7 protein-coding genes are annotated in these 6898 nt (G+C 42.8%); 1 reads left to right on the plus strand and 6 read right to left on the minus strand.

The features are described 5' to 3' along the window. Nucleotides 1–9: 9 nt before the first annotated feature. The 6 genes from ASN18_RS06920 to ASN18_RS06945 are packed head-to-tail and all read right to left on the minus strand — an operon-like array spanning nucleotide 10 to nucleotide 6217. Nucleotides 10–1080 (minus strand): N-acetylneuraminate synthase family protein, encoded by a 1071-nt coding sequence (locus tag ASN18_RS06920; protein WP_085052008.1) that lies wholly within the window; start codon nucleotides 1078–1080, stop codon nucleotides 10–12. Next, nucleotides 1073–2947, minus strand: a complete 1875-nt coding sequence (asnB, locus tag ASN18_RS06925) for an asparagine synthase (glutamine-hydrolyzing) (protein ID WP_085052009.1) — start codon at nucleotides 2945–2947, stop codon at nucleotides 1073–1075. The genes ASN18_RS06920 and asnB overlap by 8 nt, the downstream gene beginning before the upstream one ends. Then, on the minus strand, nucleotides 2948–3994 hold the full coding sequence (locus ASN18_RS06930) for a class I SAM-dependent methyltransferase (RefSeq protein ID WP_085052010.1): 1047 nt from the start codon (nucleotides 3992–3994) through the stop codon (nucleotides 2948–2950). A gap of 60 nt (nucleotides 3995–4054) precedes the next feature. Next, nucleotides 4055–4402 carry a hypothetical protein gene (locus ASN18_RS06935; protein ID WP_085052011.1) on the minus strand — a complete coding sequence of 116 codons (348 nt, stop codon included), beginning with the start codon at nucleotides 4400–4402 and terminating at the stop codon, nucleotides 4055–4057. Nucleotides 4403–4424: 22 nt separating this feature from the next. Further along, the gene (locus ASN18_RS06940; RefSeq protein ID WP_085052012.1) at nucleotides 4425–5570 is read right to left on the minus strand and encodes an N-acetyl sugar amidotransferase; all 1146 of its coding nucleotides are present in this window, start codon (nucleotides 5568–5570) and stop codon (nucleotides 4425–4427) included. A gap of 17 nt (nucleotides 5571–5587) precedes the next feature. After that, nucleotides 5588–6217: an acyltransferase gene (locus tag ASN18_RS06945; protein WP_085052013.1), complete on the minus strand. Its 630-nt coding sequence runs from the start codon at nucleotides 6215–6217 to the stop codon at nucleotides 5588–5590. A 94-nt stretch (nucleotides 6218–6311) separates the two neighbouring features. On the opposite strand from ASN18_RS06945, the gene ASN18_RS06950 reads away from it, so the two are divergent. Beyond that, the gene (locus ASN18_RS06950) at nucleotides 6312–6758 is read left to right on the plus strand and encodes an aspartyl protease family protein (RefSeq protein WP_085052014.1); all 447 of its coding nucleotides are present in this window, start codon (nucleotides 6312–6314) and stop codon (nucleotides 6756–6758) included. Nucleotides 6759–6898: the final 140 nt, after the last annotated feature.

Genomic DNA, 6898 nt, shown 5'->3' on the forward strand with positions numbered 1-6898 from the left:
CAAAATTACTTATAATATCAGGTCCCATGTAATGGGGTCTTCGAAAGATACGGGGCTTTTTGCCTTTATATCATGCCCCTCAAATAATCTTAAATACGCAGGGTCAAGGCCATGCCTCTTTTTGCCCGGGCGTAAGATAGAAATGTCTTCGGGTCTAATAGTCGCGCCTTGTCGTATGTCTTTGTTTGCAAAGAGTTTCATAAAGGCAAAATCCCTCAAATATTTCTCATGAGTACCAACGGTCTTTGCCGTGCTGCCGTAGATTAATTTGTCTATCTCGAAAGAGCCGAGTTTATAATCGGACTCAGCCTGTCTTATTGCCGAAACCATATTGCTCAGGTCATGCGGCTCAAGGGCAAAGAAATGGTCTGGGCCGCTCATTGACCTATTGAGTGTTATGTGTTTTTCGATAATCTGCGCACCTATATATACTGCCTGAACCGGCGCTTCAACAACCTCAATCGTGTGGTCTGAGTAGCCTGTGGTAATGCCCGGGAAAGCATAGCGAAACGTCTCTATCACGCCAAGATTACAATCGACAAGCGCAGTCGGATACTGAATTGAACAGTGAAGCAGAGATAATTTGTCGTGATACTTCGCGACAATCGAGACGGCTGTTTCCACTTCGCCCAGCGTTGCCCCTCCTGTGGACATAATAATTGGCACACCGGTCTTGGCGCAGTGTTCGATTAATACCGTGTTAGTGATAGTGTAAGACGTGAGTTTTATTTTCTTAAGTCCTTTTGCAAGAAGGACGTCCACCCCGTGTGGGTCAGAGGCTGACGATAAGAGCTCGATATTATTAGATGTACAATAAACAAGCAGCCTTTCTATCCAGTCTTCGGGAATTTCAAATCCCTCAACCGCCCCATAAATATTATATGAGTATTCACCCTTTGAATCTCTCCAGTCCAACTCTCCGGCACTTTTGGGATATAAATGCTTTGCCCTGAAAAATTGCAGCTTTACCGCGTCACACCCTGCCTCAACGGCGGCGTCAACCATTCTGAGGCAATTATCATACGATCCGTTATGATTTATCCCAATCTCCGCTATAATATAAACCCTGCCGCTACTCATCGAAAAACCTCCTGAACCATAACTCTAAATTCATTATCTGCCATAATATCATCTGATGATTGTACATCCCAGAAACATGCTCTTCAAACATTCTATTGAGCTGCCTGATGTCGAACAGGTCGCGCCTTTTCAGTGATTCGGAGTTTATCAGGGCATACATCTGGTCTCTGTTGATAGTCCTGAACCACTTATCGGCAGGGGCAATAAAGCCTGACTTATCTTTACGTGTCCTCACGTCTTCGGGAAGAACGCCTTTCATTGCCTCGCGTAAAATCCATTTACCCAGACCGTTTCTTATCTTTAGTCTGCCAGGCAGGGAGAAACAGAACTCTATTAATCTATAGTCCAAAAACGGTGAGCGCGACTCTATTGACTGAGACATGGTGTTCCGGTCTTCCGGCCTCAGGGTTGCCGGTACTGTTTCATACAATAATTCCAGATAGAGCCTCCTCGATAGTTCATCAGGGAACTGACCGGGTTGGCTCAACACGGTCTTATATTGTTCGACAATGTCCTTTTTCAGCAAATACGAATAATCTGTAAACTTAGCAGGCTCAAGTTCCCTGTTTTTTTTCATCGACGTAATATATTTGATTGTCCTGTTGACTTCGTCTTTAGCGCGCCTGTGATTGTCCCTCCACGCGGTAATCTCGTCATACATCGTATATACTTCGCCGTCTTCAAATAGGTCGTAGAAGTTATAATGGTAATGGTCCCAGTACCCGGCAAGCAGCTCATCACCGGCGTGGCCGTTTAAAACGACTGGGATTCCTTCGTTTTTTATTTTTTTCGCGATTAGATATAAGCTGTACCACGTTACAGTACATATTGGTTCGTCATGAAACCCAAGCATCTCCTCTACGGTCTCGAATATGTCAGCAGGGTCTGGTTTAATATAGTGATAATCAGCGTTCGTATCTCTTATTACGCTGTTTATATACTCACTCTCGTCGTATACACCTTTTTGGTCGCCGGTTACCCCGGAAAACGTCACAATCGGGTTTTTTAATAGTTTATACGCGGCACAGGTTATCGATGTCGAGTCCATCCCTCCGCTTAACATAGCGCCAACAGGCACGTCGCTTCTTAGTCTTAGCCTTACGGAATCTACAAATATGTACCGGAATTGCTCTACCGCGTCCTCGTCTTTTATGTCGCGGCGAATGAGATTTGGATTGAGACGCCAGTACGTGGTTGTCTCTGAATTCAGCGCCTCATCTATTTCGATAAAAGAACTCTTGGGGACTTGGTATATGTCCTTAAAAAAGGACATATCGTCTGAGTCAACGTAGCGGTAACTGCGGCTAACGTATCTGAATATTTTATCTAAATTAGGCTCTTTTTTTATTTTAGGGTGCCTTAAAATGGCCTTTATCTCCGATGCAAAGACAAAATCTGTAGATGTCCTGTAATAATAAAGGGGTTTTACTCCCATTCGGTCTCTGGAGAGTATGAGTCTTTCTCTGCTCTTATCGAAAATGGCTATAGCCCACATGCCGTTAAATCTACTAAAGCACTCAGTCCCCCACTCTTCGTATGCCTTTAGGATTACCTCGGTATCGCTTGTAGAGACAAATGAGGCACCGGAGCGAGTCAGCTCGTCTTTGAGTTCCATGTAATTATATACTTCGCCGTTATAGCTGATATAAATAGTGCCGGAGGAGTTAGCCATCGGTTGATGCCCCAAGCTGGACAGGTCTATGATCTTTAAACGTCTGTGACCCAGGGCGGTATACCCTTTGCCAAACTGAAGCACCTCACAGCCCATATCGTCCGGGCCTCTGTGGGTCATGGTGAGCGTCATTTGCCGAATGATTGATTCTGCGTCAAAATCAGGTTTAGAGATAAAACCGGCTATCCCACACATTTATTTTTCGGCCAATCGACAAAGAATCCGTAAATCACCCTCTCCGAATTTTTCTTTGCCGTAGGGGTCAGATTGTATCTTATCCAAATCGAAATCGGTATCAAAACCACCGGTCAGTCTCTTAAAATCGGCAAATCCATGTTTTGACAATACCGACGTAATCTTATCCCACGAAGTATGCGCGTATGTGGCACTCAACCCGTCAGTTAGGTGAACAATTTTATTGCGGCTAACACCCATGTACACTAAAATGTTTTCAATAAAATCGCCCGGAACATCCCTTAATATTTCAACAGATGCATCCCATAGATCGTAACTTATCCCTCCTTCTCCATCGGTATAATACCAAAACCATCCACCTTTTTTTAGTATCCTTTTCACTTCAACTATTGCCTTTTCGTAATCGTCAAGATGATGAAACACGCCATTTTGAACGGCAAAATCAAAGAAATCCCCTTCAAATGGAGTATCGTACACAGATTTGGTTAGGAAGTTCGTTCGCTCTTCAATTTTCCTTTCCTTTGCCACCTGTTTTGCGAACAATACGCTGTTTTCTCCATAATCTATGCCTGCAGCATATTTTGCACCACATCTCAGCAGGGCAAAACAAAACACTCCATTGCCGCATCCTAAATCTACGCAGACTTTGTCTTTTATCAAATCGGTCAAGTTGTTTATCTTAATTCTGTAAACATATCTGTCAATGTAGCTTTCGAATTCTTCAGGGTTGTATTTATTCCATATCTCATTAAACAACTGCTGATGTTTCAGTTCTTTCTCGCGGCTTTTTGTTTTCTCTATCGTTTTACCAGATTCAATAAATGAGGCATCGCACATAGTGTTAAACATGGTAAGTGCATCTTCTATTATATTTTTTGTTAAGCTATATGGATGGTCATTCAATTGCTTATTAAGGGCTATTTTTTCATATCTCATGTTCATAACGGTCAGTGCTGCGACTTTCACGTATGCAAGATAGCAGGAATTACTCTTCTTTTCCATCTCGTTCTTCAACTTATTCAATGAATCTAAATAAACCTTTTGCATTAGTGTTGCCTCCCAAATAGTTCTATCTGCATAATATACAGATTTTCTTTGCTTTATTTCTCATCTATTGTGCAGCCATTCATCAAGCCAGCAGAGTATGGTGTTGTTTTGATTTGTCCTGAGGTATTGTTTAAACTCATCAATTTTATCAACTTCTACAGCGTTGACGTATAACTGCCCCTGTTCATTTATAACCAATGCTACCTTGAATCCCTGGTTTTTTAATCTGCTGTTTACCGATGGGCCTAAGTAAAAACCCCAGTCCTTTGCCGTGAAATCACATTCCCTGCCGCTTTCCGTAACAAAGGAAACCATCTCGCCGTCTTGCAGGTACACCTTGCCATAGTCTTTTATCCCGAATCCTTTAACTTCAAATACGCGCGGGGTCTCTTTAAAGTCATATCTCATGCGGCTGTCCTTTCAGCGTTTATTAATAGGTATCGGGCCAAAAGCCGAACTCTTCTACAAGGGCAGGCAAATACCATTGACCGTTTTTGTGACCGTTTTTGCCTTGCTGCCATATGTTAAGATTCCTGTGCGCCTCGGCTATCTGCCAAAATCTCTCCACCGTAATATTCAAAAAATTGCATAGGTTTATTATTTGCAATTCCGGGATTGGCTCCGGATTATTTTTAATGTAGTTGACAGCCTCTTCTCTGGTTAGTCTGTTGTTTCTTATTTCAATCGACAGATTGTCCCAAAGCCTTGTAATTCCAAATTTATACCACTTAAAAAAATGATGAATAACAATAAAATCACAGTCCAAATCAGCATAAGGATAAAGCCCAAAAACCGGCTTTTCTGCCCACTGAAATCCAATTGTTCTTGAAAACTCGGCCACCTCAAGCGGGTCCCACCTGAGGTACCAGCCCAGAAATATGGACTTTATTCTTGCCTCTGAGAGTTCTGCCTCAGTTGGCAGCGTGAAGGTGTACAGCTCATCCATTGTTAAATCGTCGTCTGCCCAGTCAGCGGCAAATGTACCGTTTGTGACGCCGTATTTCTTTATCCAATCGTGATTCAGGTATGGATTACCCCTGTCTTTTTCGTTTCCCCCGTATTCAAGCCCTGGATTTTCACCCCATACTACAAGCTCTATGCCTAACCTGACGGCCATTTTCAATGTAATTGCCCACATTGCCATATGCTCAACAAGTGAAACAGAGCCGTTTTTCTCCAAAGACTTCAGCATAAACTTTCTCTCTATATCCGGGTTGACCGTGAAATCAATGTGATCTACTCCAATATTTATCAGATTATCCAGATTCTTTTGGCCTAAAGGTGTCCTGTATTTGCACTTGTATGTCAACGTCAGCGGTTTTAGCCCATATTTGTTTTTCAATGTGTACGCCTGCCAAGTGCTGTCTTTGCCGCCGCTTACCGGAACTATACAGTCATATTGCCCATTTATGGCCTTATATTCCTTTAATAGTGCTGCAAGTGAACGCTCACGTTCTTCCCAGTTTATCGCTTCACGTTTTTCCTCAGCCCCGATGCACGCACTGCACACACCATCGGCATTTAGTTCAATGCCCGGTCTTGAATCAGGCAATATACATTTTTTACAGTATTTCATTTGTCCTTTATCAGCGGTTACTGCCGCTCTGAAATCTTCCGCGCCGGAGTTCCAGCTAAAATAGAATACTCTTCATATCGGCCTTTTCTGATCAGCGACTTCGCCCCTGCAACGCAGCCGTCGCCTATCTCTGCCCCCTTCATTATGGTGACATTTGCCGCAAGCCATACATCATTACCTATTGTTATCTTACCATAGGTGTGTCCCTGATTTTTTATCAACTCACCTCTTTTCAGACTATGCTCGGATGACTGTATGTGAACGGCATGGGCTATCAAACAGTCCCGCCCAATCGTAACATCAACACCACAGTTTAATATACAGTAGGGGCCGATACCAGTCCCTTTTCCTATTGTTAACACTGCATCGTTTGCCGCCACGAATCTGCAATCGTTGTCAATTTTTACATCATCCTCAATTATAATTCTACCATTTTCTCTGTTTCTTATGTCAATGTTACCAAAAATTGATACGTTGTTTCCTATGGTGATATTCGACGCCTTACCTGCTATCTTTAACTTAGGCGTGCCCTCGATGTAAAAACCCTTCCCGACATTTATTCCGTAAGATTGAAGTATACCTTTTATAATCAGACTGTGTAGCCGCCAATATCTTTTCCTTGTCACAAGGGCCAATAAGTCAAACATTCTTTACCTTCAAGTAACTCTCTATTTTCATACTAAACCAATTGTATCACAATGCGGTGTTCTTTGTGGATATTGACGACGCAAAAAGGTTATAATGTACTATATAGTAGAGGGTGGAGAAATGGGTGAAATAAGGGTGCAAGTAGAGCTGGAGAACTTTGCGGACAGGTATTTATATACAAAAAATAAATTACTTGAAAGCGAAATACGGAAATACACGACAACTGCCCTCGTAGATACAGGAGCTGTAATGCTGATGCTGCCGAGGGACATTGTAGAAGAACTGAATCTTAAGATTTTACGTAAGGCAATCGTTCGTTACGCCGATGAACGAAAGGACGAACTCGATGTGGCTGGTACTGTTACCATTAAAATCGGCAATCGATTTATGAACACTGACTGTATCGTAGTACCACCAACAAGTGAACCCCTGATTGGGCAGACAATTCTTGCAGGGCTTGACCTTATAGCCGACTGCCAGAGGCAGACGCTCTCTCCAAGACCTGAGTCCCCGATATTGCCGCTTCTAAACATGAAATAACATTGTCACGGTACCTTTCAGGGCAAACGCATTTGAAAAATTAAGCTGATATTGCCTATACTTTTAGCTCTGCTCGATGGGTTCCTGGATTCCCGCTTTCCAGACTGTGTCATAATAAAACCAGTCATGCCCCCCCATTC

This window comes from Candidatus Magnetominusculus xianensis (genome assembly GCA_001541255.1).
GTDB lineage: Bacteria > Nitrospirota > Thermodesulfovibrionia > Thermodesulfovibrionales > Magnetobacteriaceae > Magnetominusculus > Magnetominusculus xianensis.